Here is a 23215-nt window from a genome sequence, read left to right as displayed (position 1 = left end):
CACGGGGCGTTACCAGGACTGGGTTGCCTTAAAGGTATCGAGGATGCCTTTGAATTTACCCTCGATCTCATCGTTATAAGCGCCAGTCTGGTCGATCTGCTGCAGAAGCTCGCCGTGCTCACGGCTGGCGTAAGCCAGCAGTGCGGCTTCAAAACTGCCGACTTTCGCCAGTTCAACGTCTTCCAGATAACCGCGTTCTGCCGCGAACAGCACCAGAGACTGCTGCGCAACGGACATCGGCGCATACTGTTTCTGTTTCAGCAGCTCGGTCACTTTCTGACCGTGGCTCAGTTGTTTACGGGTTGCATCGTCCAGATCAGAGGCAAACTGGGAGAACGCTGCCAGTTCGCGGTACTGTGCCAGTGCGGTACGAATACCACCGGACAGTTTCTTCATGATCTTGGTCTGTGCGGCACCACCCACACGGGATACGGAAATCCCCGGGTTAACCGCCGGACGAATACCGGAGTTGAACAGGTTGGATTCCAGGAAGATCTGACCATCGGTAATCGAGATAACGTTGGTCGGAACGAACGCGGACACGTCGCCGGCCTGCGTTTCGATGATCGGCAGTGCGGTCAAAGAACCGGTTTGTCCTTTCACTTCACCTTTAGTGAAGGCTTCCACGTACTCGGCGTTAACACGCGCAGCACGCTCCAGCAGACGGGAGTGCAGATAGAATACGTCACCCGGATAAGCTTCACGACCAGGCGGACGACGAAGCAACAGGGAAATCTGACGATAAGCGACAGCCTGTTTAGACAGGTCATCGTAAATGATCAGCGCATCTTCACCGCGGTCACGGAAGTATTCGCCCATGGCGCAACCGGCATACGGCGCCAGATATTGCAGCGCAGCAGACTCAGACGCGGTTGCCACCACCACGATGGTATTGGCCAACGCACCGTGCTCTTCCAGTTTACGCACCACGTTAGCAATGGTGGACGCTTTCTGGCCGATAGCGACATAAATACATTTGATACCGGAATCACGCTGGTTGATGATGGCATCAATCGCCAGCGCAGTTTTACCAGTCTGACGGTCGCCGATGATAAGCTCACGCTGACCACGACCGATTGGAATCATGGCGTCCACAGACTTGTAACCGGTCTGAACCGGCTGATCAACGGACTGGCGATCGATAACGCCCGGCGCAATGGTTTCTACGGCAGAGAAACCATCATGTTCCAGCGGACCTTTACCGTCGATCGGCGCACCCAGCGTGTTAACCACGCGGCCCAGCAGGCCACGGCCAACCGGCACTTCCAGAATACGGCCGGTGCATTTGACTTTCATGCCTTCGGCCAGATCCGCGTACGGACCCATTACTACCGCACCAACGGAGTCGCGCTCCAGGTTCAGTGCGATCGCGTAACGGTTGCCCGGCAGGGAGATCATCTCACCCTGCATCACATCGGCCAGACCGTGTACGCGAATGATCCCGTCACTGACGGAAACAATCGTACCTTCGTTATGAGCTTCGCTCACAACGTTGAACTGAGCAATCCGCTGCTTGATCAGTTCACTGATTTCGGTGGAATTCAGTTGCATGCTCCAGTCCCCTTAAGACTGCAAGACGTCTGCCAGACGTTCCAGACGACCGCGAATACTGCCGTCTATCACCATATCGCCCGCGCGAATTACCACGCCGGCCATAACAGACTTATCAATTTTGCAATTCAGCTTCACTTTACGTGACAGACGTTGTTCCATTGCAGCGGTTATCCCTGATAACTGCTGCTCGCTCAACGTGGCGGCGGAAATAACCTCGACATCCACGGTCGATTCCAGCTCCGCACGCAATTGAACAAACTGTTCCAGTACTTCAGGCAGCACCGGCAAACGTCCGTTTTCAGCCATTACCCGGATCAGGTTCTGGCCCGCTTCATCCAGTTGATCACCACATACGGTAATGAACGTTTGCGCCATGGTCTGGGGAGCGATGGCTCCAGCCAGCATGCCGGCAATATGTTCATTGCGCGCAACCTCGGCGGCGAACGCCAGCATTTGCTGCCAGCGATCAAGCGCCTGGTTCTCAACGGCAAAGTCAAAAGCTGCTTTGGCGTAGGGGCGAGCTACCGTGACAAATTCAGACATCAGCCCCTCCCTCCTTACAGTTCAGCGACCAGTTTATCAACGATGTCGCTGTTGGCAGCTTCATCCACGGAACGTTCAATAATTTTCTCGGCACCGGCAATCGCCAGAATGGCAACCTGCTTACGCAACTCTTCACGGGCACGTTTGCGTTCGGCTTCGATTTCAGCCTGCGCCTGCGCCACGATTTTGTTGCGTTCCGCTTCCGCTTCCGCTTTAGCTTCGTCCAGAATCTGAGCACGCTGTTTGTTTGCCTGCTCGATGATCACCTGAGCTTCCGCTTTGGCTTTCTTCAGTTGGTCGGTCGCATTGGCCTGCGCTAAGTTCAGATCTTTTTTGGCACGTTCAGCAGAAGCAAGACCGTCAGCAATTTCTTTCTGACGCTTTTCGATGGCAGCCATAATCGGCGGCCATACATACTTCATGCAGAACCAGACAAACAGGACGAACGCAATGGCCTGGCCGAGGATTGTTGCGTTAAGATTCACAGCACAATGCCTCTTTCATGAGTTAAATGAGTCGATGTCTTTTACCTGGCAAGCTTACGCCTGCTTAGGCCACCGCAAACATCACGTACAGACCCAGACCTACCGCGATCATCGGGATAGCATCCACCAGACCCATAACGATAAAGAACTGTGTACGCAGCAGAGGGATCAGGTCAGGCTGGCGGGCAGCACCTTCCAAGAATTTACCACCCAGAATGCCGATACCGATTGCAGCACCGATTGCCGCCAGGCCCATCATCACAGCGGCAGCCATGTACAGCAGATCCATACTCAGGTTTTCCATGACAGTCTCCAGTTTGTTTCAGTTAAAACGTTGTAGTGTTGTGAAAAATCAATGCTCTTCAGATGCCATCGAAAGATAAACAACTGTCAGAACCATAAAGATAAATGCCTGCAGCGTAATAATCAGAATGTGGAAAATGGCCCAAGGCACATTCAGAATCCACTGTGACCACCACGGCAACAAGCCCGCGATCAGGATGAAAATCAGCTCACCCGCATACATGTTGCCAAACAGTCGCAAACCAAGAGAAACCGGTTTGGACAGCAGGCTAACCCCTTCAAGAATCAGGTTGACGGGAATAAACACAGGGTGATTGAACGGCTGCATGGTCAGTTCTTTCACGAACCCACCCACACCTTTCATCTTGATGCTGTAAAACAGAATCAGGATGAATACGCCCAGCGCCATGGACAACGTCACGTTAACGTCGGCGGAAGGCACTACACGCAGATAAGCATGTGCAGGATCATGACCGAGAGCGCTATAGACATGTGCCCAGATCTGCGGCAACAAATCGATAGGCAACAGGTCCATCAGGTTCATCAGGAAGACCCAGACGAAAACGGTCAACGCCAGTGGTGCGATCAGCTTGCTTTTTCCATGGAACATATCGCGCACGCTGCCATCGATAAATCCCACGACCAGTTCGACTGCCGTTTGCAGCTTACCCGGTACGCCGCTGGTCGCGGTTTTGGCAACCTTGCGGAAGATCGCCAGAAAGAGTACGCCGAGAACCACGGAGAAAAACATCGAGTCGACGTTAATCGACCAGAATCCCGAGCCCACCTGCAAATGGGTCAGGTGGTGACCGATATACTCTTGTGGAGTAGATGCAGACATGATGTCTCTTACCCTTTTGTTGTTAACTACGGTAACGGTTAATTACAGCCGGTGCCACGATCTGCGTGATCAGCACCACTAAGTACGTCAGGCCAAGCGGGAAAAAAGCCGCATGAAACACACCTAACGCCACCACCAACAGCACGATGGTGAAGAGCATTTTCAACGCTTCCCCAACGGCAAACGACCAGGCTACCCGCCCTTCCGGTGGCTTGTCTGACTGATGCCGCACGGCAAACAGTATGAACACCATGTTTGGCAGCCAAGCTGCCAGCCCCCCGGCCAGTGCGGAAGCGCCCGCTTTAACGTTGCCAGCGTAAAACGCCACACTAACAACAAAAATCACCGCCAGCTGCAATAACAGCGATAACCGGGCAATTTTCCCACTGTAAAGGGATACAGACATGACGATTCTCCGTACCTTTTCAGAGGTATGCTGAATGACCGTATAAAACTGCCTTTGCAGTACCGAGTCAAGCAGCGAAAAACGAGCAAATTATACGGGTCATCCATGCGAATTCAATCGATAAGTAGCAAAAAGGTGAACGATTATTTAAATTTATTTCCGAAGCCTTATTTTCACTAACTATCCCCAAACTGCATTTTGGCACCCCTGTGCATCTGACGCCGACAATATGTGATATTTCTCACATAAAATAGAACCAGACCTTTTATAGCTGAATTGATTTTTTTTGTCTTTGGCAAAAAAGCCATATATATTTTTAATTTCAATAATTTAAAAAACGAACACTCACAAAACAGCCCGAATACAGCTTCAAAACCATCTATTGACAAGCAGGATATTTTTTTCCATGTTTTTAACACAAATTCGTCATCAAATCTTTTGCTGAACCATGAAAATATTTTGCTGTCATTGAGCTTTTTCCCCTGGAAATGAAAGGTTATACAGCAGAGTTGTAAAATTAAGGTGAACATAAAGATGACTCTGGTCATTATTTCACTTTGAGCTATCAGTATGAAAAATTTACAACTATTCATGATTTTTTTGATAAATGACAAAATTAGTTGGGCTTTAGCACCACCAGATGTCGTTCCCCTTCCAGTTCAGGGACAGACAGCGGAACGACCTTTTCAACCGACACGCCTTGCGGCAGTACTCCCATTTCGTCATGCGGCACCACGCCTTTGAGGGCATAGAATCGCCCCTGCGGTCGAGATGGTAAGTGATGACACCAGTTCACCATATCCTGCAGCGATGCAAATGCCCGACTGATTACGCCATCGAATGGCGGGTCAGCCGGAAAGTCTTCAACGCGGCTCTGTACAGGCTCAATATTGCCCAGATTCAACTCATGCTGAACCTGACGCAGGAAGCGTACCCGTTTTCCCAGGCTATCCAGCAGGACAAAATGCGCGTCGGGACGAACAATAGCCAACGGTACGCCGGGTAAACCCGGCCCGGTACCCACATCGATGAAACGACTGCCGACCAGGTGCGGCTCAACCACCAGGCTGTCCATGATATGCCGAATCAACATCAGCTCCGGCTCACGTACCGATGTCAGGTTATAGGCTTTGTTCCACTTGTGAAGTAACGCTACATACTGAAGCAACTGGTTTTTTTGCTGATCGGTCAGCGTCATTCCGGCACGCTGCAGCAGGCTGTTAAGTATCTCGAGCACAAATGAATCCTGTTGTCGGTTTAAGGCAACATGGCCGCGAAAGCGGCCATGCATCAACATAAACGAGTGGTGGTGGTTAAGCGCTGCGGCGCAGCATACCTTGTTTTTTCAGCCAGACCAGCAGAATTGAAATGGCCGCCGGCGTGATGCCGGAAATGCGCGATGCCTGACCAATCGAGCTCGGTTTGTGATCGTTGAGTTTGGCGATAACCTCATTCGACAGACCGCTAACCTGACGATAATCCAGATCCGCCGGCAGCAACGTGTTCTCGTTGCGCAGTTGCTTTTCGATCTCATCCTGCTGACGCGCGATGTAGCCTTCGTATTTAACCTGAATCTCTACCTGCTCTGCAGCCTGAACATCAGGCAACGCCGGTGCAAACATTGACAATCCGGTCAGCTGCACATAGTCCATTTCCGGGCGTCTTAGCAAGTCCTCCCCGTTGGCTTCACGCGACAACGGCGATTTCAACAGGCTGTTGATCTGTTCTACGCCTTCAGAGTGTGGATGAACCAGCACATCGCGCAGACGTTGGCGTTCTTTCTCGATATTTTCCAGCTTCTCGTTAAAACGCGCCCAGCGTTCGTCGTCTACCATGCCCAGTTCGCGGCCAATGGCAGTCAAACGCAAGTCGGCATTGTCCTCACGCAGCATCAGCCGGTATTCGGCGCGAGAGGTAAACATACGGTAGGGCTCTTTCGTTCCCAGCGTACAAAGATCATCCACCAGCACGCCGATGTAGGCTTGATCACGGCGTGGCGTCCAGCCTTCCTGATCAAACGCCAGACGAGCGGCATTCAGGCCCGCCAGCATCCCCTGCGCCGCCGCTTCTTCGTAACCGGTCGTGCCGTTGATTTGACCGGCAAAAAACAGATTGTGGATAAACTTACTTTCCAACGTCGGTTTCAGGTCACGCGGGTCAAAATAATCATACTCAATGGCGTAACCGGGGCGAACGATACGCGCATTCTGCATACCGTCCATAGAACGAACGATTTGCCACTGTACATCGAACGGCAGACTGGTTGAGATGCCGTTCGGGTAAATTTCGTTACTGGTCAGCCCTTCCGGCTCCAGGAAAATTTGGTGCGCGTTGCGATCGGCAAATCGCATCACTTTGTCTTCAATGGAAGGGCAGTAGCGCGGGCCGATCCCTTCGATCACGCCGGCATACATTGGACTGCGATCCAGATTGCTACGGATCACATCATGCGTACGTTCATTGGTATGGGTGATGTAGCACGGCATTTGGGTTGGATGTTCGCTGGCTTTCCCCAGGAAGGAAAATACCGGCATGGGATCGTCACCGTGCTGCGGCGTCAATACGCTAAAGTCGATAGTGCGGGCATCGATACGCGGCGGCGTACCGGTTTTCAGACGACCAACACGCAGCGGCAGTTCACGCAAACGATGCGACAACGCGATCGACGGCGGATCGCCTGCTCGTCCGCCGCTGTAATTATCCAGACCGATATGGATCTTGCCGTCCAGGAAAGTACCGACCGTGAGCACCACCGCTTTAGCATGGAATTTCAGCCCCATTTGAGTGACCGCGCCGACGACGCGATCATTTTCGACAATCAGATCTTCTACGGCTTGCTGGAAGAGCGTCAGATTCGGCTGATTCTCCAGTGCCGTACGCACCGCCTGACGGTACAACACTCTGTCGGCCTGAGCACGAGTGGCACGCACCGCCGGGCCTTTACTGGAGTTTAGTATCCTAAACTGAATGCCGCCACGATCGATAGCGCGTGCCATCAACCCGCCCATCGCATCGATCTCTTTTACCAGATGACCTTTCCCAATACCGCCGATCGCCGGGTTACAGGACATTTGTCCCAGCGTATCAATGTTATGCGTCAGCAAAAGGGTTTGACGTCCCATTCGGGCCGAAGCCATGGCGGCTTCTGTACCCGCATGACCGCCACCGATCACGATAACGTCAAAAGGATCCGGATAAAACATGGTGCTACACCTCGCGTGGTTGCGAATGATCGTTACTTGCCCTGGGGTGGGGGATTCTACTTAAGTTTGTACCGTCTACCAAGTGTGTTGGATCGATAGGTAGTTAAAGAAAGATCTTTTTATTTAAAGATCTCTTTATTAGATCTCTTATTAGGATCCCGATGTGCTGTGGATAAGCCGGGATCCAAAAAGAAGATCAATAGGTTATTGTCGATCATTAACTGTGAATGATCGGTGATCCCAGACTGTATTAGCTGGGATCTGAAAGGCTAGTTATGCACAGCTCAAAAAATCACCCGCAGTTGTTATTTGGATAACTACGGGTTTTACCCTGCATTTCAAGCTATTTATCCACAGGATGAGGATAAAAAAATCAGATTACTTGAGTAATTTTATCCATGATCCCAGCCAGACCTCTGCCGGATCTTCCGGAATATCGTGCTGGGTAATGTCGATCTTCAGCAGAGAGCCGATCCGATGCGCCCCCAGATCCTGCAGCAGTTGATCCATTTTAACGATCGCTTCGCAGAAGGTGTCGTACTCACTGCTGCCGATGCCGATGGCGCCATAGCGAACTGCCGATAGATCGGGCCGTTGCGTCTGCAGATCGGCATAAAACGGTTGTAAGTTATCCGGCAGATCGCCTGCGCCATGGGTGGACGTGATCACTAGCCACAGATTTTCAGGTTCAACCTCATTCAGTTCCGGGCCATGCAGCAGCCTGGTAGTGAAATCATCCTGTTGCAGCAATGATTCCAGATGCTCGGCAACGTACTCGGCGCTGCCAAGCGTGCTGCCGCTGATGAGGGTAATGTCTGACATACGCGATCCCGCCTGATTGATGACGGCACATTGTACGCTGTGATCTTGGTGGGATCTACCTGTGGATAATAGGGGGATAGTAAAAAAGCATCAGGGCACGATGGTACGCATAATCGGGTTCTGCAAAGAGATCAGGGTTTCGGTGGACTGAATTTCATCAATTGTCTGAATCTTGTTGATAAGTACATGCTGCAGTGCATCGATAGAACGACACATGACTTTGATGAAAATGCTGTAATGCCCAGTGGTGTAATAAGCTTCCACCACTTCTTCCAGATTATTGAGTTTCTCCAGCGCAGAGGGATAGTCCTTGGCGCTTTTCAGGATGATGCCGATAAAACAACAGACGTCATAGCCCAATTGTTTGGGGTTCACGTCCAGCCGTGTACCCACGATGACGCCGGCCTGCTTCATTTTTTCCACCCGAACGTGGATTGTCCCAGGGCTAACCGTGAACTGTTTGGCCAGTTCGGCGTAGGGCGTGCGGGCGTTATCCATCAGTGCATTGAGGATACCGCGGTCAAGTTCGTCCATCGTGTAAGTGTCTGCTGGCATGGCGCTGTTCCGTGAAGAGCTGTCTGAAGCGTTTTACTGATTATTGCTGAATGAATCAACGGTCAAAACGGCAGGTTATTTCAGGATGCGATATATAATAAGGAAGTTTAGACTTTTTCGGTCTGAAAGCGCCGCAACAGGCGGCTTTTAAGCCCGGTATCGAAGCGCCAGATATGATCGAAAATGCGCAGGATGCCGGGTTTGCCGTGCGCAGACATGGCGACGGCATGGAAACGGTGTTGCAGCCGGTGCTGGCGGCGTTTGACTTCGTTGACCAGCTCGTCCGGCAGACGTTGAGCGATAAAATCTGAAATGATGACGGCATCGGCATCCTGCCAGGCTTGACTGTCCATTTTTTCCAGCAGCGCAGATAAGCAACTGCTGAGATCAGTACCGCCCCGGAAAGTCTGGCTGAGAAAACGAACGGCTTCCTCCAGACCGCCTGGCGATGTCAGGTCGTAACTGACGATACCGGTAGAAAACAACATGATGTAACAGCGGCGGTTGTCCGCCAGGGCTATCCGCATCAGCGCCAGACAGAAAGCTTTGGCGCAACGTTCGTTAAATCCGCCCATTGAACCCGATGTATCTACGCAGACGATAAACGGCCCTCTCGGTTGCTGCTCGCTATGCTGATGGACAACCGGCCGTTCAAGCGTTTTTTCCCGCCAGCTTTCCCCTTGCAGCCGATAAGTCAGTAACCGGTGTTCCGACAAGCGACGATAAAACTCGAACTCCAGCTCACGGATCCCAAGGGTAGACAGCTCGGTGGGCAGTAGCCGGAGGATATCGTCGCTTTGATGGATACCGCTGACTTGCTCCGGTGCAAACGCCGGTTCACGTACCATGATCTGAAAAGTTTCTTTAGGCGCATCATGGCTAAGTACCGACTTCGTTTCTCTGCTGCGACCCAGGCGTTCCGCCAGGCGTTGCAATTCCGGCTGTTGTTGCAAAAAAGCACCGGTTTCCAGTAACGCACGGAATGGTTGTTTCATCCGTTTGCTGGCGCTGAGATCCCACAGTCTGCCGGCAGCGGTATCATTTTCAGCGAGAATGGGTTCAAGCGCGCCGCTTATCGTCAGGCGTTTTTGGATTTCGTCCAGCAATTGGTCCCGTTCCTGCTCCATGATCTGCTGGTGCAGATTCAGGGTTTGCATCGTCAGGCTAAGGTGCCAGCGCTGCATGAATAAGCTGTGCTGGCTGCTGCTGATAGGATGTTCCGACGAATGTGACGCGAAACGGATCAGTTTTTCGGCCTGACTCAGGAAAGGAGAGTCCACATGGTGCAAGGTGGACATAATGTCCGGCAGGCTGGATTGAAAGGTACGATCGCTAAACAGCTGCGTTTGCTGATAACAGACGAACTCTTTTTCCAGCTCTGGAGGTGCCTGGGTGCTGCGCAACCGTTGCCGGAGGTTTTCTTTCCACTGCGGCAAATCACGCATCACGGCACTTTTCAGACGCGGGTACTTGTCGAAGAACATCACCAGTTGAGGTGTTGCCATCAGAGCCACAATCACGTCATCCAGCAGTTCGTTTTCGTCGAGGGATAACAACATCTCCAGGGATTCCAGCGTCAGCATGATCGTGACTCCCGTTGTGACTGCTCAATTTGCTCATCGACCTGCTGCAGGCTTTCTTCAACCCTGGCGAGCCATTCTTTGGGAACAAATAAGCAAGGCTGGTGACGCTCAAACAGTCGACGCTGCTCACGTAACTGAATTTTCAGCGTTTCATATTCTTTAATTATTTCTTCAGGCAGTTCGCTCTTGATGGTGCCAGGCAGAGATAACACCGAGCTTTGCAAGCTGATATCGCGAATGATCACATGCTGGCGCTCATCCACTTCCATATCCAGATGCTGGCTAAAACCGACGCCGTTGAGCTTCCCGCGAATTTCACCGCCTTTCTGTAACCAGTTTTCCAACGCTTCCCGATCGAGGGTCACGTGGGTTACCGTGTAATCATGCAGCAGTAAGGGTTTTTGCAGCATCAGCGTTATTTCGGGCGACGTCAGGCTTTCAGGCAGCGAATGATGCGGCTTTCGGCCGAAAAAGTTAACCTGACGTTCAACCTTAAACGCCTGCTGTTCACTTTGTTGCTGCTGGTATTGCTGACGTTTCACATTCAATTGCTGTAAGCGGAATAACAGTGTTCGCTGTTGATAGGCCTGCTCGCTCATCAATTGTTGCAGTTGCTGCTCCACCAATTCGTGGGTGCTGAGGTCATGCCACAGGCAATCCTTAAGGAGAATAAGATCGACTGGGGTGATCGTTTCTCGTCCGCTAAAGAAGGCGCAGGCTTGCAATAAACGGATGGCTTTCTTCCAGCGCCGATCAGAGACGTATGGTGAGCCATCCTGCGTATCCAGGCGCTGGCGCAACTGATAAATCAGTTCGAAGCAATTTTCCGGCAACGGTATATTCTCAATATGAGATTGCCATTGCTGGTACTCTTCGTCGCTGACGCTCAGTGCCGGGCTGATAAGGTTGTCTTGTTCGGAAGGTGAAGCGGTGAGCATGGCGCGGAAATTGTGTTTATCCTGCACCCGGTCCAGCCAGAGGCGGATCAGCATACGGTCATACAGCGCTTCCAGACTGCTGTCGGCTTCAGGCAGTTCGTTGGAGGCGGTGACCAGCAGCCGCATCGGGATCGGTTCTTCGCTGTTACCGTTGCGAAAACGTCGCTCGTTAATCGCGGTCAGTAGGGTATTGAGGATGGCGGGGCCGGCTTTCCAGATTTCATCCAGAAACACAATTTCAGCTTCCGGCAGATAGCCGGTCGTTAGACGCTGATATCGCCCTTCATCTTTCAGCGCCTGAATGGATAACGGGCCGAAGACTTCTTCCGGCGTTGAAAAACGCGTCATCAGGTATTCAAAGGCGCGCGCGTGCCTGAATGCGTATTTCAGACGGCGGGCAATCAGGCTCTTGGCAATCCCTGGCGGCCCCAGCAGGAAGACGCTCTCGCCGCTGAGCGCCGCCAGCAGGCAAAGTCGGATGGCATGTTGCCGTTCATAAAGACCGTGTTCGAGAGCATGGCTCAGGCGAGAGATACGGTCAGCCAGCGCTGTGGGTTGTATCATAATTGATCCGTCATTGCTGTGAATAGCCGTCGGAAAGAGTCTGTGAAAACGTCAAAAAGATTACGTTTTCTTCATTAGCTATACATTAATTATTGTCACCATTACTGGTGTTAATCAACAAAGCTACCTGTCCTGAGTCAGAACGAAGCTAGTATTAAAAAATGGGCTTTTAACGTGATTTGTGCATACTGTGCGTTTTCGGGCTACTCCAACCAGAATAAGGCCCGATTTGTTAATGAATTGATAACAGAAGACAAGGTTTATGAATTCAGAACATAAACGTTCACTTCCAGCGGTCACGCTGGCTGCCATCGGGGTAGTGTATGGCGATATCGGCACCAGCCCGCTTTATACGCTGAGGGAGTGTCTTTCCGGACAGTTTGGCTTTGGGGTGGAACCTGATTCCGTCTTCGGCTTTCTCTCTCTGATCTTTTGGCTGCTGGTACTCGTCGTCTCTCTTAAGTATCTCAGCTATGTCATGCGCGCCGATAACGCCGGTGAAGGCGGTATTTTAACGCTGATGTCGCTGGCGGGGCGCAATACGTCCGATAAGGTTACCGCGATGGTGGTGATCATGGGGTTGATCGGCGGCAGCTTCTTCTATGGCGAGGTGGTGATCACGCCGGCTATCTCCGTGATGTCGGCGATTGAGGGGCTGGATATCGTCGCCCCGTCGCTGGATACCTACATTGTCCCTATTTCGATCATCGTTCTGACATTGTTGTTTATGATTCAGAAGCACGGTACTGGCAGAGTAGGCAGCCTGTTTGCGCCGATCATGATGCTGTGGTTCTTGTCGCTGGGCGTGCTGGGGGCTCGTAGCATTATTGCCAATCCGGAAGTGTTGCAGGCGCTGAATCCCAAATGGGCGATTAACTTCTTCATTCAGTACAAAGCGGTGTCTTTCTTTGCGCTGGGAGCGGTAGTACTGGCGATCACTGGGGTTGAGGCGCTGTATGCCGACATGGGGCACTTTGGCAAACTGCCGATTCGTATCGCCTGGTTTTCTGCGGTGCTGCCGTCGCTGGTGCTCAACTATTTCGGTCAGGGTGCGCTGCTGCTGAAAAATCCAGAGGCTATCAAAAACCCGTTTTTCCTGTTGGCGCCGGATTGGGCGCTGATTCCGCTGTTGGTGCTGGCTACGCTCGCCACCATCATCGCTTCTCAGGCGGTCATTTCCGGGGTGTTCTCGCTGACCCGTCAGGCGGTGCGTCTGGGGTATCTGCCGCCAATGCGTATCGTGCATACTTCGGATATGGAGTCCGGGCAGATTTACATTCCGGCGATTAACTGGTTGCTGTATGTGGCGGTGGTAATCGTTATTATCAGCTTTGAGCATTCCAGCAATCTGGCTGCCGCTTACGGGATTGCCGTGACCGGTACGATGGTACTGACCAGCATCCTGTCCTGTACGGTGGCGCTGAAAAACTGGCACTGGTATCGCTATCTGGTCTGGTTGCTGTTGGTGGCGCTGTTGGCTATCGATTTGCCGATGTTCCTGGCCAACGTCGTGAAGATTATTTCTGGTGGTTGGTTGCCGCTGGCGCTGGGGATGGTGATGTTCATCATCATGACTACCTGGAAAAGTGAGCGTTTCCGGCTGTTGCGCCGTATCCACGAGCACGGTAATTCGCTGGATGCGATGATCGTTTCGCTGGAGAAGAACCCTCCCGTTCGTGTGACGGGAACGGCTGTTTATCTTTCGCGCGCTACCCACGTCATTCCGTTTGCCTTGTTGCACAATCTTAAGCACAACAAGGTGTTGCATGAGCGCGTCGTGTTGCTGACCATGAGGACCGAAGACGCGCCTTATGTGCATAACGCCCGCCGTGTTTCGGTGGAGCAGCTGTCTCCGACTTTCTGGCGTGTTGTCGCCAGCTATGGCTGGCGCGAAACGCCGAATGTCGAAGAGGTCTTCCATCGTTGCTGGCAGGATGGGCTGACTTGCCAGATGATGGAAACGACGTTCTTCCTGTCGAATGAATCGTTGATGATGGGCGCTCGCCCTTGGTATCTGCGTATTCGCGGTAAACTGTTCATGATGCTGAGCCGCAACGCGCTACGTGCGGCAGACCAGTTCGAAATTCCACCGAACCGGCTGATCGAACTCGGGATTCAGGTCGAAATCTGATCCCTGATAGGGGAACGTTGTCGATGCGGGTGAGCTCCTAAGAGCTCGCCCGTTTTCTTGTCTGCTGACGACAACTTCGCCTCTTGCCGGCATGAGTTTCTGTTTCTCTTCCTTGGTGGAGTCTTATCACCAGCTCAGCGTTGCGATAAATCCGCCTTCCGGGCGGTTGGCAAAACGGGTTTGTATGCCGTGTAAACGGGCAATATTCTTCACAATCGACAGGCCCAGCCCACTGCCGGATTGCTCCTGACCGGGGGGACGAAAAAAACGCTCGCCAAGACGTTTCAGTACCTCGTTATCCACACCGGGCCCATCATCCGCGATATGTAAGGCGGAGTTGGTCAGCGTCAGCGTAATGGTGCCGCCTGAATGACAGTAGCGGATAGCGTTATCCAGCAGATTGCGTACCAGCAACGCCAGGAGTAACGAGTTCCCTTGCGTGATTACGGGAGATGTTGGTGCATCCAGAGCGATTTCCTTCCGACCGGCTTGCGCTGCAGAATAATGCTCGATCACTAATTGCTGCAGCAACGGTTGCCAATGCACCGGTACGGATTCCCCAACGGCCGCGCCGGCGTCCAGACGTGAAAGCGTCAGCAGTTGATCAACCAAACGAGAGGCGCGATCGATGCCGAGCCCCAGATTCGTCAGCGCGTGCTGGCGTACCGCCGCATCGTCCTGCGCCAGTTGTGCGACTTCAGCCTGCACCTTCAGTGCTGCCAGCGGACTGCGTAACTCGTGGGCGGCATCCGAAGTGAAGCGACGTTCGTGTAACAAACTATCCTGATGGCGGATGAACAACTGGTTGAGTGCAGTCACCAGCGGCTGAACTTCCTGCGGTACCCGAGTGATATTGAGTGGTGTCCCGTCATCCGGATTACGTTGATGCAGCCGGGCGGTAATTCGCCTTAGTGGTGCCAGTTCATAACTGAGTAACCAGAACAGCAGCACTAACAGTACGGGAAGCCCAGCCAGCCAGGGAATCAGGTTGGTTTTCACGATATCCAGCGTCATATCCTGACGGTAATCCCACTCCTGCCCTACGACTACCACATAGCGGTGATCTTTGGTGGCCAGCCATACCAGACGCCATGTATCGTCGTCGTCCCGCAAACGGGAATCAGTAAAACCATTCTGCTGATAGTCAAAGATAAAATTTCTGCCGTTCTCGCCATCATTTAAAATCATCTTGCCGTCACGGCTAAAAATAGCGAATGCCAGTGCGTCATCGTCGAATTCACCACGCTGATGGCGTGACAGTTTGGGATACGAGGGTAAAACCGGGGAGTTTTGCTGCCAGTTTTGTGGGTCGATAGCGGCCAGACGACTGGCAAATAGCATTTGTTGGGTATCAAACAACGCATTGATGTTATGGCGGGTTTGTATCCATGACAGTATCGCGGCAATTCCGCCGATGAGCAGCATCAGTAACGTAAAACCCAATAGTAACCGCAACCGCAGGTTAAGCTTCGGCATCAACCGCTCCCAGTGTGTACCCCACGCCATGTACCGTACGAATGAAATGGTTGCCGAGTTTTCGGCGCAGATGATGGATATGCACTTCTACCGCATTGCTCGATACCTCGTCATCCCAACTGTAGAGTTTTTCCTCTAACTGGTTGCGGGTAAGGATGTGGGTAGGGTTCATCAGAAACAGTTCCAGCAATGCCAGTTCGCGTGATTTTAGTGCCAGTGATACGCCGTTGTGGGTGACCTGGCGTGACCCCAGATCCAGTGTGACGGCGCCGTGCCTGAGCACGGGCTGCAATTGACCATAACGTCTGCGGATTAGCGCCTGCAAACGGGCGGCGACCTCCGCCAGCTCGAAAGGTTTGCAAAGGTAATCGTCGGCGCCTTGCTGCAACCCTTGGACGCGTTGTTCAAGGGCATCGCGCGCGGTCACTACAAGTACGGGAACGTCGTACCCGTGTTGGCGCCATTGTCGTAAAATATCCAGCCCGTCGATTTCGGGCAGGCTGAGATCCAGCAACACCGCGTCATAAGGTGCGCTGGTGAGCGCATTCATGCCTTCCCGGCCTTGGGTAAACCAGTCGACGTTAAACCCGAGTTTGATTAGCCCGGCTTTGATACCGTCGCCAATCAGACGGTCATCCTCGATTACCAATATACGCATCGTCCCTCCTGCCTTTTCTGGGTGTTTATACGTTTTTCCGCCATTGATGAACAGGACGACCGCGCCATGGCGCGAGACGGCCCGCAATCCGGAGAAATAACGCCGAAACGCCGCGGGTTTTAAGATCCTGTTAAGAACTTTTTGGTCTAGTAGCTAGCAGTAGCCACATCCGGCTTAATCCATCAGGAGATCATTTCATGAAGAAACGCGTGGTACTGGTTGTTGTTGCGGCATTGTTTTCCGCCTCGTTATCTGCCGCTCAGAATGGGGGATTTCTCGGTCCGAATACCTCGGGTTCGGCCACTCCTCAGAGCGGCGGTTTTTACGGTCCGGACGCTAGCCTGACGACGGTGGCGCAAGCTAAAGAAATGCGCGACGACAGTTGGGTCCGATTGCAGGGCAATATTACCCAGCGGGTGGGTAGCAATGACTATCAGTTTCATGACGCCACCGGCACGCTGGTGGTGGAGATCGATGATAAGCGATGGGAAGGTCAAACGATTACTCCGGAAGACTTGGTGGAACTGAAAGGTGAGCTGGACAAAGAATTTGGTTCGGTTCAACTGGATGTGAAACAGATACGGAAGATTCAGAAATAATCCCATGCTATCGGGCGGGTCTTAACCCGCTTTTTGCGCACTGCCAGGCATTTTTAGTGTTTTTATACCCGTATTACTCCACGTTGCCGGTTATGACTCGGCCCATCTTTGGGACTCGCCCTTTTAGCGCCGCAGCGAACTGCGTTCAACTCTGGCTCCCGGCTGCGTTGTCGCTCATCCGAATCACTGACCTGAGTAAACTCCAGAGGATGAAATGAGAGGCATCCTGTCTCTCACCGAAGGCCAGCCGTTGGCGGGGCAAATTCGTTCCCAACGAATTTGTCACTCGGTCGCCGTGTTACAAGGCTCTTAATGGGCCTTGTCCTGGCGGGCCAACGCGTTGCGTTGTTCAACACGCAATGGGTGTTGTCCTGTAACTCGAGTGATTGAGGGGGATAATCACTTAACATCTTCCTTATTATTACGCCAACGAAACGTTTCGATAACGATCACATTTTCATAAGATAATCGTTGCCTTCTACTGTTCTTTTTCTACACTTACTGCACAAGCGAAACGTTTCGCTCTCAGGGTAAATACAATGAAAAAAGGCGTGTTACTTAATTCCGATATCTCGTCGGTGATTTCCCAACTGGGACATACCGACCAGGTTGTGATTGCCGATGCCGGTTTGCCGATTCCGGAAACCACAAGCCGTATTGATTTGGCTTTGACCCATAACGTTCCTGGCTTTTTACAGGTGTTGGATGTGGTGACGGCGGAGATGCAGGTTGAAGCTGCAATCCTGGCTCAGGAAATCGTCGAGAAAAATACGCTGCTCCATGACGCATTACTAAAGCAGTTAGCACAACTTGAACAACACCAGGGAAATACCATTTCACTGCATTACGTCAGCCACGAAGAGTTTAAAAAACAAACTGGCCAAAGCCGAGCCATTATTCGTACCGGGGAATGTTCTCCCTATGCGAATGTGATTCTTTGTGCTGGCGTCACCTTCTGAGGTAGCGATGCAACCTTTACTGCAATTGCAAGGCATCACCAAAACTTTTCCCGGCGTTAAAGCGTTGTCTGGCGCAGCATTAAATGTTTATCCAGGCAAAGTGATGGCGCTGGTGGGAGAAAACGGTGCCGGCAAATCCACCATGATGAAAGTGCTGACGGGCATTTACCGTCGGGATGCTGGCAGTATCCAGTTTCTGGGGAGTGATGTTGATTTCAGCGGCCCTAAAGCCTCTCAGGAAGCTGGGATCGGCATTATTCATCAGGAACTGAACCTGATTCCTCAACTGACTATTGCGGAAAATATTTTCCTTGGACGTGAATTTACCAACCGTCTGGGGCGTATTGACTGGAAACGAATGTATATCGAGGCGGATAAACTGCTTAAGCGGTTGAATCTGCGTTATGACAGCCGTCGTCTGGTCGGGGAATTGTCGATTGGCGATCAGCAAATGGTTGAAATCGCCAAAGTGCTGAGCTTTGAGTCTCGGGTCATCATCATGGATGAACCCACCGACGCATTGACGGATACCGAAACCGCATCGCTGTTTAGCGTTATCCGGGAATTGCAGTCTCAAGGCTGCGGCATTGTCTATATTTCTCACCGATTGAAAGAAATTTTTGAAATTTGCGACGATGTGACCGTGTTCCGTGACGGCCAGTTTATTGGCGAGCGCTCGGTGAGCGAATTACAGGAAGACTCACTGATTGAAATGATGGTGGGACGTAAGCTGGAAGATCAGTATCCCCGTCTCGATCAGGCACCCGGCGATGTGCGTTTGCAGGTTAGCGAATTGTCCGGCCCAGGGGTGGAAAACGTGAGCTTCACCCTGCGTAAAGGTGAAATTCTCGGGGTGGCCGGATTAATGGGCGCCGGTCGCACCGAATTGATGAAAGTGCTGTATGGCGCGTTGCCGCATACTCACGGCAAAGTCTCTCTGGACGGTAATGACGTGGTAGCCCGCAGCCCGCAGGACGGACTCGCCAACGGCATCGTCTATATTTCCGAAGACCGTAAACGAGACGGGCTGGTGCTCGGCATGTCGGTGAAGGAAAACATGTCCCTGACGGCGTTGCGTTATTTCAGTAACGCGGCGGGGTCGTTGCGGCACGGCGATGAACAACAGGCGGTGGGCGATTTCATCCGTATGTTCAATATTCGCACGCCGTCCATGTCTCAGCCGATTGGGCTGTTGTCTGGCGGTAATCAGCAAAAAGTGGCGATTGCCCGCGGGCTGATGACGCGTCCCAAGGTATTGATTCTGGATGAGCCGACCCGCGGTGTGGATGTCGGCGCCAAAAAAGAAATCTATCAATTAATCAACCAGTTCAAGCAGGAAGGATTAAGCATCATTCTGGTGTCGTCGGAAATGCCCGAAGTACTAGGGATGAGCGATCGCATCATCGTGATGCACGAAGGGCGTCTGAGCGGCGAGTTCCCGATTGAACAGGCGACACAGGAAACGCTGATGGCCGCGGCCGTTGGTAAGCAATACGGCGTAAAGCAGGAGTAAATCAGACATGAGTTCTCAAACTATCACAGCCAAGCGCTGGCTCAGCAAAGAGTGGCTGATGGAGCAAAAATCATTGATCGCCCTGCTGATTCTTATCGCTGTGGTGTCTTCAATGAGTCCCAACTTTTTTACCCTGAACAACTTGTTCAACATCCTGCAGCAGACTTCGGTGAACGCCATCATGGCGGTGGGGATGACGCTGGTGATCCTCACGTCCGGCATTGACTTGTCTGTGGGGTCGTTGTTGGCGCTGACCGGCGCAGTTGCCGCGTCTATCGTCGGGCTTGAGGTCAACGCGCTGGTGGCGGTGTTCGCCGCGCTGGCGCTGGGCGCGATCATCGGCGCCGGCACCGGCATCGTGATTGCCAAGGGGCGGGTGCAGGCTTTTATCGCCACACTGGTGATGATGCTGCTGCTGCGCGGTGTGACCATGGTGTATACCAACGGCAGCCCAATCAACACCGGTTTTTCCGACGCGGCGGATGCGCTAGGCTGGTTCGGCATCGGACGTCCTCTCGGCGTACCCACGCCAATCTGGATTATGGCCGTGGTATTCCTGGCAACCTGGTACATGCTGCACCATACCCGCATCGGTCGCTATATCTATGCGCTGGGCGGAAATGAAGCGGCAACCCGCCTTTCCGGGATAAGCGTTGATAGAGTGAAAATCGTTGTTTATTCGTTGTGCGGTTTGTTGTCGGCTCTGGCTGGCATTATTGAAGTGGCTCGTCTGTCTTCCGCGCAACCAACGGCAGGAACGGGGTACGAACTGGATGCCATTGCGGCGGTAGTGCTGGGTGGCACAAGTTTGTCGGGTGGTAAAGGACGCGTGGTGGGAACGTTAATCGGTGCCTTGATTCTGGGCTTCCTGAATAATGGGCTTAACCTGTTAGGTGTTTCTTCTTACTACCAGATGATCGTCAAGGCGGTGGTTATTCTGCTGGCGGTTTTGGTAGATAACAAAGGCAGTAAATAACTTTTCATTCACACAGGAATTGAAATATGAACTTGAAGAAGATTGCTACTCTGGTTTCCGCTGTCGCGCTGAGTGCCACTGTCAGTACCAATGCGCTGGCGAAGGATACTATTGCTCTTGTTGTTTCCACGCTGAATAACCCGTTCTTTGTGTCGCTGAAAGACGGCGCGCAAAAAGAAGCGGACAAACTGGGCTACAACCTGGTGGTGCTTGATTCTCAGAACAACCCGGCTAAAGAGCTTTCCAACGTGCAGGATTTGACTGTACGCGGCACCAAGCTGTTGCTGATCAACCCGGCGGATTCCAACGCGGTAGGCAATGCGGTGAAACTGGCTAATCAGGCCAAAATTCCTGTTATCACGCTGGACCGTGTGGCCGCCAGCGGCGAAGTCGTCAGTCACGTTGCTTCCGATAACGCCTTTGGCGGTAAAGTCGCTGGTGATTTCATCGCTAAAAAATTGGGTGAAGGCGCCAAAGTTATTCAACTGGAAGGCCTGGCGGGTACTTCTGCCGCTCGTGAGCGTGGCGCCGGCTTCATGAAATCTGCCGAGAAAAACAAATTTAACATGCTGGCGAGCCAGCCTGCTGATTTCGATCGCACCAAAGGCTTGAACGTCATGCAAAACCTGCTGACGGCACATCCGGATGTCAAAGCGGTATTCGCCCAGAACGACGAAATGGCGTTGGGTGCGCTGCGTGCTCTGCAGACTGCCGGTCGTGACGATGTCATGGTGGTCGGTTTTGATGGCACCGCTGATGGCGTGAAAGCGGTAGAAGGCGGAAAACTGGCGGCTACCGTGGCTCAGCGTCCGGAGCAGATCGGTATCATCGGTGTGGAAACTGCTGACAAAGTGCTGAAAGGCGAAAAAGTACAGCCGATCATCCCTGTTGACCTGAAACTGGTTGCCAAACAATAACCACATCTATACCCAAAATAATTCGAGTTGCAGTACGGCGCCACCCCTAACGGGTGGCGCACAATCAATATCGGGGTTCATGGTAATGAAATCAGGCAAGCTGGTTGTCTTGGGAAGTATCAATGCGGATCATATTTTGAATCTGGCTCAGTTCCCCCGCCCAGGTGAAACGGTGATCGGTAAACAGTATGGCGTGGCATTCGGCGGCAAAGGCGCTAACCAGGCGGTAGCTGCCGGACGTAGCGGCGCTGATATCGAGTTTATCGCTTGTGTCGGGGCGGACGATATCGGCGAGCGTATTCGCCAGCAACTGATTAAAGACCGGATTGATGTCTCCGCTGTCGAAGCGATTCCTGGGCAGACTACCGGAGTAGCGCTGATTTTCGTTAACGGTGAAGCTGAAAATATGATTGCTATTCATGCGGGAGCCAACGCAGCCGTCACGCCTGATTACCTGAATCGCTATCAACAGAAAATTGTAGCGGCATCCGCATTGTTGATGCAGTTAGAGTCGCCGCTGGAAACGGTGATTGCGGCCGCTCGTCTGGCTCATAACAGCGGAACGAAAGTGATCCTGAATCCGGCACCGGCTTGCCCGTTGCCCGATGAGTTGTTGTCGCTGGTGGATATGATCACCCCGAATGAAACAGAAGCGCAGATTCTGACCGGCGTTACCGTCGAAACCGAAGAGGATGCGCAACGTGCCGCACAGGTGCTGCATGATAAAGGCATTTCGACGGTATTGATTACTCTGGGTAGCCGCGGTGTTTGGTTAAGCGAGCAGGGTAATGGGCGGCGCATTCCCGGTTTCCGTGTCAAAGCGGTTGATACCATTGCCGCCGGCGATACATTCAACGGCGCACTGGTGACGGCTCTTTTAGAGTCACGCCCAATGGATGCCGCAGTTAAATTCGCGCATGCAGCGGCGGCTATCGCAGTAACTCGCTATGGCGCTCAGCCTTCCGTTCCCTGGCGTGAAGAGATTGATGCCTTCCTGAATGCACAGGAGTAATCCTTGGCGACAATGAAAGACGTGGCCCGTCTGGCTGGGGTATCCACATCAACGGTTTCTCATGTCATCAACGATAACCGCTATGTCAGCGATGCCATTCGTAGCCGGGTAATGCAAGCGGTTGAACAACTAAACTACGCGCCTTCGGCGCTGGCGCGTAGCCTTAAAATCAACCAGACCCGCACCATCGGCATGTTGTTGACTGCCAGTAGCAACCCGTTTTACGCCGAGGTCGTTCGCGGTGTGGAGCGTTGCTGCTATGAACGAGGTTATAGTCTGATTCTGTGTAATACCGAAGGCGATCATCACCGTCTGAGTCGTAGTCTGGAAACATTATTACAGAAGCGGGTGGATGGGCTGTTATTGATGTGCACTGAAAGTCATATGCCTTCGCCCGATATTATTCGCCGTTACCCCTCTATTCCGGTAGTGATGATGGATTGGGCGCCTTTTGAAGGCAGTAGCGACATTATCAAAGATAATTCGCTGCAAGGCGGCGAGATGGCGACTCGTTACCTGATTTCTCAGGGCTACCGCAAAATCGCCTGCATTGCTGGCCCACAGGATAAAACCACCGCGCATAATCGGCTGGAAGGTTATCGTAAGGCGATGCATCAGTCAGGCTTGTCGATTCTTCCCGGTTATGAGGTCATCGGCGATTTCGAGTTTGAGGCTGGGTTTCTCGCCATGCAACAACTGCTGGAATTACCGGAGCGTCCCGAAGCGGTCTTTACCAGTAATGATGCGATGGCGGTAGGTGTTTATCGTGCGTTGTACGAAGCCGGGTTATCTATCCCTGAGGATATGGCGGTCGTTGGCTATGACGATATTGAACTGGCGTGCTACCTGTCTCCACCATTGACGACGATTCATCAGCCGAAAGGTGAACTGGGTGAACTCGCGATTGATACTTTGCTCCATCGGCTGGAACATCCAGACGCAGAGCACAATATACTGGTATTGACGCCGGAACTAATCGTCCGGAATTCCGTCGGTAAACTACCTCGTAGTTGAGTCTCTTCTTTAATTTCTGGCGTTTTATGCCGCTGTAAAGCGGCATATTGTCCAATTCCCACCCGGTTTGTTTGAAAATCATCCGATTGATGATTTTTTTGTATTTATCGCTTGTCAGGCCAGAAGAACTCCCTATAATGCGCCTCCACTGACACGGCAACAG

At 52.4% G+C, this 23215-nt stretch carries 22 protein-coding genes; 8 read left to right on the top strand and 14 right to left on the bottom strand.

The genetic code is table 11. From position 1 onward, the window contains the following. Positions 1 to 9: 9 nt before the first annotated feature. The 12 genes from atpA to ravA all read right to left on the bottom strand — a co-directional run bounded on the left by atpA (position 10) and on the right by ravA (position 11797). A complete protein-coding gene (atpA, locus tag DCH402_RS20485) occupies positions 10 to 1551 on the bottom strand; it encodes a F0F1 ATP synthase subunit alpha (protein ID WP_016941653.1) in 1542 nt (513 codons plus the stop codon). Positions 1552 to 1563: 12 nt separating this feature from the next. Next, entirely contained in the window at positions 1564 to 2097 is a 534-nt protein-coding gene (gene atpH / locus DCH402_RS20480; RefSeq protein ID WP_015848478.1) for a F0F1 ATP synthase subunit delta, read from the bottom strand. A gap of 14 nt (positions 2098 to 2111) precedes the next feature. After that, positions 2112 to 2582 carry a F0F1 ATP synthase subunit B gene (gene atpF, locus DCH402_RS20475; RefSeq protein WP_015848477.1) on the bottom strand — a complete coding sequence of 157 codons (471 nt, stop codon included), beginning with the start codon at positions 2580 to 2582 and terminating at the stop codon, positions 2112 to 2114. Between the two features lie 64 nt (positions 2583 to 2646). Continuing rightward, positions 2647 to 2886 (bottom strand): F0F1 ATP synthase subunit C, encoded by a 240-nt coding sequence (gene atpE / locus DCH402_RS20470; RefSeq protein ID WP_004093904.1) that lies wholly within the window; start codon positions 2884 to 2886, stop codon positions 2647 to 2649. A 48-nt stretch (positions 2887 to 2934) separates the two neighbouring features. Further along, entirely contained in the window at positions 2935 to 3726 is a 792-nt protein-coding gene (gene atpB / locus DCH402_RS20465) for a F0F1 ATP synthase subunit A (RefSeq protein ID WP_040003195.1), read from the bottom strand. 22 nt (positions 3727 to 3748) lie between these two features. Further along, positions 3749 to 4132, bottom strand: coding sequence for a F0F1 ATP synthase subunit I (gene atpI / locus DCH402_RS20460; RefSeq protein WP_040003193.1), 384 nt, complete (start codon positions 4130 to 4132; stop codon positions 3749 to 3751). A gap of 616 nt (positions 4133 to 4748) precedes the next feature. Continuing rightward, on the bottom strand, positions 4749 to 5369 hold the full coding sequence (gene rsmG, locus DCH402_RS20450) for a 16S rRNA (guanine(527)-N(7))-methyltransferase RsmG (RefSeq protein ID WP_040003190.1): 621 nt from the start codon (positions 5367 to 5369) through the stop codon (positions 4749 to 4751). A 76-nt stretch (positions 5370 to 5445) separates the two neighbouring features. After that, positions 5446 to 7335 carry a tRNA uridine-5-carboxymethylaminomethyl(34) synthesis enzyme MnmG gene (gene mnmG, locus DCH402_RS20445; RefSeq protein ID WP_040003188.1) on the bottom strand — a complete coding sequence of 630 codons (1890 nt, stop codon included), beginning with the start codon at positions 7333 to 7335 and terminating at the stop codon, positions 5446 to 5448. 378 nt (positions 7336 to 7713) lie between these two features. Continuing rightward, the gene (gene mioC / locus DCH402_RS20440) at positions 7714 to 8157 is read right to left on the bottom strand and encodes an FMN-binding protein MioC (protein ID WP_040003187.1); all 444 of its coding nucleotides are present in this window, start codon (positions 8155 to 8157) and stop codon (positions 7714 to 7716) included. Positions 8158 to 8247: 90 nt separating this feature from the next. Next, positions 8248 to 8712, bottom strand: coding sequence for a transcriptional regulator AsnC (gene asnC / locus DCH402_RS20435; protein ID WP_015848470.1), 465 nt, complete (start codon positions 8710 to 8712; stop codon positions 8248 to 8250). A 107-nt stretch (positions 8713 to 8819) separates the two neighbouring features. Beyond that, positions 8820 to 10295 (bottom strand): ATPase RavA stimulator ViaA, encoded by a 1476-nt coding sequence (gene viaA / locus DCH402_RS20430; RefSeq protein WP_040003186.1) that lies wholly within the window; start codon positions 10293 to 10295, stop codon positions 8820 to 8822. Beyond that, a complete protein-coding gene (gene ravA / locus DCH402_RS20425; RefSeq protein ID WP_040003185.1) occupies positions 10289 to 11797 on the bottom strand; it encodes an ATPase RavA in 1509 nt (502 codons plus the stop codon). Before ravA ends, viaA begins: the two co-directional genes overlap by 7 nt. A 262-nt stretch (positions 11798 to 12059) precedes the next feature. Between ravA and kup the strand changes: the two genes are divergently transcribed. Next, positions 12060 to 13928, top strand: coding sequence for a low affinity potassium transporter Kup (gene kup, locus DCH402_RS20420; RefSeq protein WP_040003184.1), 1869 nt, complete (start codon positions 12060 to 12062; stop codon positions 13926 to 13928). 126 nt (positions 13929 to 14054) lie between these two features. Here the strand turns inward: kup and qseC are convergent, their stop codons facing one another. Further along, on the bottom strand, positions 14055 to 15404 hold the full coding sequence (gene qseC, locus DCH402_RS20415; RefSeq protein ID WP_040003182.1) for a quorum sensing histidine kinase QseC: 1350 nt from the start codon (positions 15402 to 15404) through the stop codon (positions 14055 to 14057). Further along, on the bottom strand, positions 15391 to 16062 hold the full coding sequence (gene qseB / locus DCH402_RS20410) for a quorum sensing response regulator transcription factor QseB (RefSeq protein WP_015848465.1): 672 nt from the start codon (positions 16060 to 16062) through the stop codon (positions 15391 to 15393). The genes qseC and qseB overlap by 14 nt, the downstream gene beginning before the upstream one ends. A 197-nt stretch (positions 16063 to 16259) precedes the next feature. On the opposite strand from qseB, the gene DCH402_RS20405 reads away from it, so the two are divergent. From DCH402_RS20405 to rbsR, 7 genes are all read left to right on the top strand, one after another. After that, positions 16260 to 16661 (top strand): YgiW/YdeI family stress tolerance OB fold protein, encoded by a 402-nt coding sequence (locus DCH402_RS20405; protein WP_040003180.1) that lies wholly within the window; start codon positions 16260 to 16262, stop codon positions 16659 to 16661. Positions 16662 to 17200: 539 nt separating this feature from the next. Next, complete coding sequence (gene rbsD, locus DCH402_RS20400; protein ID WP_040003177.1) at positions 17201 to 17620, top strand: D-ribose pyranase; 420 nt, start codon at positions 17201 to 17203, stop codon at positions 17618 to 17620. 7 nt (positions 17621 to 17627) lie between these two features. Beyond that, positions 17628 to 19133: a ribose ABC transporter ATP-binding protein RbsA gene (rbsA, locus tag DCH402_RS20395; protein WP_040003175.1), complete on the top strand. Its 1506-nt coding sequence runs from the start codon at positions 17628 to 17630 to the stop codon at positions 19131 to 19133. A gap of 7 nt (positions 19134 to 19140) precedes the next feature. Continuing rightward, positions 19141 to 20109, top strand: coding sequence for a ribose ABC transporter permease (gene rbsC, locus DCH402_RS20390; RefSeq protein WP_040003173.1), 969 nt, complete (start codon positions 19141 to 19143; stop codon positions 20107 to 20109). Positions 20110 to 20135: 26 nt separating this feature from the next. Next, a complete protein-coding gene (rbsB, locus tag DCH402_RS20385; protein WP_027713604.1) occupies positions 20136 to 21026 on the top strand; it encodes a ribose ABC transporter substrate-binding protein RbsB in 891 nt (296 codons plus the stop codon). Positions 21027 to 21111: 85 nt separating this feature from the next. Further along, positions 21112 to 22038 carry a ribokinase gene (gene rbsK, locus DCH402_RS20380; RefSeq protein WP_040003172.1) on the top strand — a complete coding sequence of 309 codons (927 nt, stop codon included), beginning with the start codon at positions 21112 to 21114 and terminating at the stop codon, positions 22036 to 22038. Between the two features lie 3 nt (positions 22039 to 22041). Further along, a complete protein-coding gene (gene rbsR / locus DCH402_RS20375) occupies positions 22042 to 23052 on the top strand; it encodes a ribose operon transcriptional repressor RbsR (protein ID WP_200864867.1) in 1011 nt (336 codons plus the stop codon). Positions 23053 to 23215 lie beyond the last annotated feature (163 nt).

Origin of the sequence: Dickeya chrysanthemi NCPPB 402, assembly GCF_000406105.1 — a bacterium.
GTDB classification, from domain to species: Bacteria; Pseudomonadota; Gammaproteobacteria; order Enterobacterales; family Enterobacteriaceae; genus Dickeya; species Dickeya chrysanthemi.
The sequence above is the reverse complement of the archived record's forward strand: the minus strand, read 5'-3'. Positions and strand labels throughout refer to the sequence as shown.

Excerpts from the sequence above, each read along its gene's own strand:
- atpA (WP_016941653.1), bottom strand. The coding sequence starts at position 1,551 with ATGCAACTGAATTCCACCGAAATCAGTGAACTGATCAAGCAGCGGATT.
- atpH (WP_015848478.1), bottom strand. The coding sequence starts at position 2,097 with ATGTCTGAATTTGTCACGGTAGCTCGCCCCTACGCCAAAGCAGCTTTT.
- atpE (WP_004093904.1), bottom strand. The coding sequence starts at position 2,886 with ATGGAAAACCTGAGTATGGATCTGCTGTACATGGCTGCCGCTGTGATG.
- atpB (WP_040003195.1), bottom strand. The coding sequence starts at position 3,726 with ATGTCTGCATCTACTCCACAAGAGTATATCGGTCACCACCTGACCCAT.
- atpI (WP_040003193.1), bottom strand. The coding sequence starts at position 4,132 with ATGTCTGTATCCCTTTACAGTGGGAAAATTGCCCGGTTATCGCTGTTA.
- mnmG (WP_040003188.1), bottom strand. The coding sequence starts at position 7,335 with ATGTTTTATCCGGATCCTTTTGACGTTATCGTGATCGGTGGCGGTCAT.
- mioC (WP_040003187.1), bottom strand. The coding sequence starts at position 8,157 with ATGTCAGACATTACCCTCATCAGCGGCAGCACGCTTGGCAGCGCCGAG.
- asnC (WP_015848470.1), bottom strand. The coding sequence starts at position 8,712 with ATGCCAGCAGACACTTACACGATGGACGAACTTGACCGCGGTATCCTC.
- viaA (WP_040003186.1), bottom strand. The coding sequence starts at position 10,295 with ATGCTGACGCTGGAATCCCTGGAGATGTTGTTATCCCTCGACGAAAAC.
- ravA (WP_040003185.1), bottom strand. The coding sequence starts at position 11,797 with ATGATACAACCCACAGCGCTGGCTGACCGTATCTCTCGCCTGAGCCAT.
- kup (WP_040003184.1), top strand. The coding sequence starts at position 12,060 with ATGAATTCAGAACATAAACGTTCACTTCCAGCGGTCACGCTGGCTGCC.
- qseC (WP_040003182.1), bottom strand. The coding sequence starts at position 15,404 with ATGCCGAAGCTTAACCTGCGGTTGCGGTTACTATTGGGTTTTACGTTA.
- qseB (WP_015848465.1), bottom strand. The coding sequence starts at position 16,062 with ATGCGTATATTGGTAATCGAGGATGACCGTCTGATTGGCGACGGTATC.
- DCH402_RS20405 (WP_040003180.1), top strand. The coding sequence starts at position 16,260 with ATGAAGAAACGCGTGGTACTGGTTGTTGTTGCGGCATTGTTTTCCGCC.
- rbsD (WP_040003177.1), top strand. The coding sequence starts at position 17,201 with ATGAAAAAAGGCGTGTTACTTAATTCCGATATCTCGTCGGTGATTTCC.
- rbsA (WP_040003175.1), top strand. The coding sequence starts at position 17,628 with ATGCAACCTTTACTGCAATTGCAAGGCATCACCAAAACTTTTCCCGGC.
- rbsC (WP_040003173.1), top strand. The coding sequence starts at position 19,141 with ATGAGTTCTCAAACTATCACAGCCAAGCGCTGGCTCAGCAAAGAGTGG.
- rbsB (WP_027713604.1), top strand. The coding sequence starts at position 20,136 with ATGAACTTGAAGAAGATTGCTACTCTGGTTTCCGCTGTCGCGCTGAGT.
- rbsK (WP_040003172.1), top strand. The coding sequence starts at position 21,112 with ATGAAATCAGGCAAGCTGGTTGTCTTGGGAAGTATCAATGCGGATCAT.